At 61.7% G+C, this 4,240-nt stretch carries 4 protein-coding genes; all 4 read right to left on the bottom strand.

Annotation, left to right across the window (positions count from 1 at the left end; translation table 11 throughout):
• Positions 1–336: 336 nt before the first annotated feature.
• A complete protein-coding gene (locus tag ACNSN7_RS11330; RefSeq protein ID WP_418282399.1) occupies positions 337–2,133 on the bottom strand; it encodes a BCCT family transporter in 1,797 nt (598 codons plus the stop codon).
• Between the two features lie 322 nt (positions 2,134–2,455).
• Positions 2,456–2,761 carry a hypothetical protein gene (locus ACNSN7_RS11325; RefSeq protein ID WP_418282398.1) on the bottom strand — a complete coding sequence of 102 codons (306 nt, stop codon included), beginning with the start codon at positions 2,759–2,761 and terminating at the stop codon, positions 2,456–2,458.
• Positions 2,762–2,841: 80 nt separating this feature from the next.
• The gene (locus ACNSN7_RS11320) at positions 2,842–2,991 is read right to left on the bottom strand and encodes a hypothetical protein (RefSeq protein WP_418282397.1); all 150 of its coding nucleotides are present in this window, start codon (positions 2,989–2,991) and stop codon (positions 2,842–2,844) included.
• A 217-nt stretch (positions 2,992–3,208) separates the two neighbouring features.
• Positions 3,209–4,240, bottom strand: a 1,032-nt coding sequence (locus tag ACNSN7_RS11315; RefSeq protein ID WP_418282396.1) for a threonine ammonia-lyase, incomplete at its 5' end; no start/stop codon positions are given.

Here is a 4,240-nt window from a genome sequence, read left to right as displayed (position 1 = left end):
GGGCGGTCGCCGGAACCGCTCGGCGACCGCCCCTGACTCCCTCGCACGCGCTCCTCGCACCCGTCGGGCGCTCGGAGGCGCGCGCCACCGCATCAGCTCTTTATAAGAAGCCACCGCCGCTACTCACGGTCGTTTAAATACTATATTACAACCGACGACCTGCAACACTCACTCCCGTCATCGATCAAGAAACACCGTTCAGCGACCGACTGTTTCATGAAGAATAGGATTTCAACAGCGCTCGAGAGTCGGGTTCTCCTCCGAAACGCAGCCTCGAAACATCCGATCGTCGACTCGATCACCGAAAAAGGTCGGGAGACGGATCTCGCGACTCGGTCAGTCGTCGCCGACGTTGACGACCGCATCGTCGCTGGTTCGGACCTGTGTCACGATGCCGCTCCCTCGGCTCGTAACGACGACGTTGTCGTTTTCCTTGAGTTCATCCACCCGGTCGTTGAACTCGTCGGAGTTGAGGATCCGGTACTCCTTCTGTAGTCCCTTCATCACGGCGTACATCATGAACAAGAGGATCACCGTGAACGGGAGACCGCTGGTGATCGCCGCCGCCTGCAGCGCCGAGATCGCGGCGTCGCCGCCGGCGATGAGCAGCGTGGCGGCAACGAGCCCCTCCGAGACGGCCCAAAAGACCCGACCGGTCGGCGGCGTCTCGTGTTTGCCGCCGGTGGTCAGGTGTTCGAGAACGAGGGACCCCGAGTCGGAGGAGGTGACGAAGAACGTCGTCACGAGAACGATCGCGAGCAGCGAGAGGATCACCGTTCCCGGCATCAGGTCGAACATCGCGAACATCGCGGTGTCCTCGCCGACCTCGAACACCTCGCCGCTGATCGCCCCCGCGGTCGCGTCCTGCAACTCGAAGTTCAGAGCGGCACCACCCATCGCGGAGAACCACGCGACCGAGAAGATCACGGGGATCACCAGGACGCCGCCCACGAACTCCCGGATGGTGCGCCCCTTCGAGATGCGCGCGATGAACATCCCGACGAACGGCGACCAGGAGATCCACCACGCCCAGTAGAACACGGTCCAGTCGACGAGGAACTGACCCTCGCCGTCACCGCCGGGACCGTACCATCCCGAGCCCTGGAAGTAGTGGCTGTCGAAGGAGTTACCGAAGAACGACAGCTCGAAGAAGTTCCCGAGGTACGCGCCGACGCCCTGCGGCAGCACGCCGAGGATGAAAAGCGTCGGGCCAAGCAGGAACACGGACCCGAGAAGCACCATCATCAGCGTGAGGTTTAGGTTACTGAGCCGGCGGATCCCCTTGTCTAGCCCGAGGTACACGGAGATCGTCGCGAGCAACGTGACCACACCGATGATACCGACCGCGACCCAGACCGAGTTCGGAACGGTCGGGAACACGCCCACCGACTCGCCGAGGAACGTCAGCCCCGCATTGATCTGTAACGCCCCCAACCCGAGCGACGTTACGAGGCCGAACAGCGTCGCGAACACGGTGAAGATGTCGATGACGTGTCCCGGCCAGCCGTAGATCCGGTCACCGAGTACCGGATAGAACACCGACCGGAAGGTGAGCGGTAATCCTCGATTGTACGAGAAGAACGCCAACCCGAGCGCGACCAGTGCGTAGATCGCCCACGGGTGGAATCCCCAGTGGAACAGCGAGACGGCCATCGCGACCTCACCGGCTCCCTCGGTACCGCCTTCCGCGCCCAGGTGCGGGTCGAAGAAGTGCCAGACCGGTTCGGCGACGCCGAAGAACATCAGTCCGATACCCATCCCCGCGCTGAACAGCATCGCGATCCAGGAGACATCGCTGAACTCCTTTTCGCCGTCGACGCCGCCGAGGCGTATCATCCCGTACTTGCTCATCGCGAGATACACCATGAAGATGATGAACAGGTTCGCGGCGATGATGAACAGCCAGTCGAAGTAATCGGATACGCTGACACGCATCTGCTGGAACACCTCTCCCGCCCGATCGGGAAACAGGAGCGAGAGGGCGACGAACAGGACGATGAGCCCGCCCGATATCAGAAATACGGGCGGGTTGATGTCGAATCCGAACCCCTGCCAGTTGTTGTCACCCGGCTCTCTATCCGTGTCCGCGTGGAACAGTTCACCCTGAATACCCCGTTTACCTTCGTCAGTCATGATTTCTCTCCGTGTTCGATATGTCGTGTTCTCTCCGTCCGGAGCAGCCCGTCGGTCGCGTGTCGGATCGATCGTGTCATGCTTCCGAAACCGGCACCAACCGATCGCGTGGGCCGCCTTCCGTCCCGACGCCCCGTCTCTGACCACTTATCGTGCGAACACGTCACGAGTGGCACATGCTACCAACCTCGTCCGTTCGATTACTAGCAGTAGCATATATAGTTTTGGTAATATAATCATTATCTTGCGTATGCACGTGGCATAAACCATCGATCGACCCGCGGCTGCGCAGCTGTTCGAGACGTATGGGTGATCCGTCCGTTCAAAACCGCGAGAAAAGCGATCCCAACCGATACGGCGTCGCGAGCAACGACACGAGAAACGTGATCACGGCGAGGGCAAACGAGAGCGCCGCCAATGCGACGAGAACCGGCGTTATTTCCGCCGCGAAGGCGGGAACGAGCATGACGACCGTCATCGACACGACGACGACGAGCAGAAACGCCATCGAGACACGGATCCCCATCTGGCGCGGGGCGAACCCACAACCGGGGCAGCGCTCCTCGTTGCCCTCGATCTCGTACCCGCACCGCTTACAGTGGGGTATCCCTCCGGTGAACGGACGCATGCTACCTCGTCTCTACCGGACGTACAAAAAGCCACGTCCACTCGGCGGATCGAGACGAATACGGTTCCGTGTCGGTGGTTCTACTCGTTTCGCCCGAACAGTCCGTCGGCGATGCGTTGCAAAACGCTGGACTCGCCGGTCAGGTTCGGCATTGCAGGGGTGTAGTTCACGAAGTCGTCGGTGTGCGTCGCGTCGGCGTGCGTCGCGTCGGTGTCTGCGTTACGGTTCATGTATATCGTCGAACGGTTCGCCGAGGTTTAAGAACCACGATCGTATCTTTCATTAACTGTAATCGTAGATGTGCGTTTCCGCAAAAAATGCTAGCAATATCTGCGAGACGTGGCGAGCGGCCGTTCCGATCGTTCCGCCTCAGAGCGGAAACGGTGGAACCCGCGAGTGCAGTCATGAGTCATTGCTGACCAACGTGCCGCCCCGCGCGAGCGACGGTTAGCTCACGATGTCGACGTCGTAACCCTGCTCGGCGATCGAATCGACGATCTCGGCCGCCTGTTCCGCGCCGCTGGTCTCCACCTGGAAGACGAGATACGCCTCGCCGACGCTCAGATCCGTGATCCCGCGGTCGTGGCGAACCGTCTGGATGTTGGCCCCGCAGTCGGCGATGACGCCGGAGATGTGTTCCATCTTTCCGGGTCGGTCGTCGATGTGGATCCGCAGTCTGAGGATCTGTTTGCGGCGTGTCATCGCGTGGATCACCACTTCCATGAGCATCGTCATGTCGAGATTGCCGCCACACAGGAGCGCGACGACCCGCTCGTCGGTCACGTCCAGATCGTCGCTTATAAGCGCCGCGACGGAGGCTGCTCCGGCTCCCTCGACGACCTGCTTCGCTCGCTCCATCAACAGGAGGATCGCGTCCGCGATCGCAGCGTCAGTCACCGTTACGACCTCGTCGACGTGCTCCTCGATGATCGAGAGCGTGAGATCGGAGATCCCCCCGGTCGCGATCCCGTCGGCGATCGTGTCGACCGAATCGAGCGTCCGTGGCGTCCCCTTCGCGAGGCTGTCGTGAACCGTCGCTGCGCCCTCCGCTTGCACGCCGACGATCCGCGTCTCCGGACGACGCTCGGCGAACGCCGTCGCGATCCCGCTTATCAGTCCGCCGCCGCCGATCGGGACGATCACCGTGTCGGCCGCCGGAACGTCCTCGATCATCTCGAGCCCGAGCGTTCCCTGTCCGGCGACGATCGCCGGATCGTCGAACGCGTGCACGAACTCCGCGTCCGACTCCGCGACCAGTTCTTTGGCGTACTCCGTCGCCGCCTGGAAGTCCCGTCCGACAAGCTCTACCGTCGCGCCGTACCCGCGCGTGGCGTCGATCTTCGTCTGTGGTGCGGTTTTCGGCATGACGATCGTCGACTCGACGCCGAGCGTCGTCGCCGCGCGATCCGAACCGTCTCGGTGTTCATAAACCCCAACCCATATGGGTTTTTTATGATGATCGGGTGTTTGGCCGCGTTG

This window comes from Halorubrum rarum (assembly GCF_048380895.1).
Classification (GTDB): Archaea; Halobacteriota; Halobacteria; order Halobacteriales; family Haloferacaceae; genus Halorubrum.
This window is presented reverse-complemented; position numbering and strand designations above follow the sequence as displayed.

Excerpts from the sequence above, each read along its gene's own strand:
- ACNSN7_RS11320 (WP_418282397.1), bottom strand. The coding sequence starts at position 2,991 with ATGAACCGTAACGCAGACACCGACGCGACGCACGCCGACGCGACGCAC.
- ACNSN7_RS11325 (WP_418282398.1), bottom strand. The coding sequence starts at position 2,761 with ATGCGTCCGTTCACCGGAGGGATACCCCACTGTAAGCGGTGCGGGTAC.
- ACNSN7_RS11330 (WP_418282399.1), bottom strand. The coding sequence starts at position 2,133 with ATGACTGACGAAGGTAAACGGGGTATTCAGGGTGAACTGTTCCACGCG.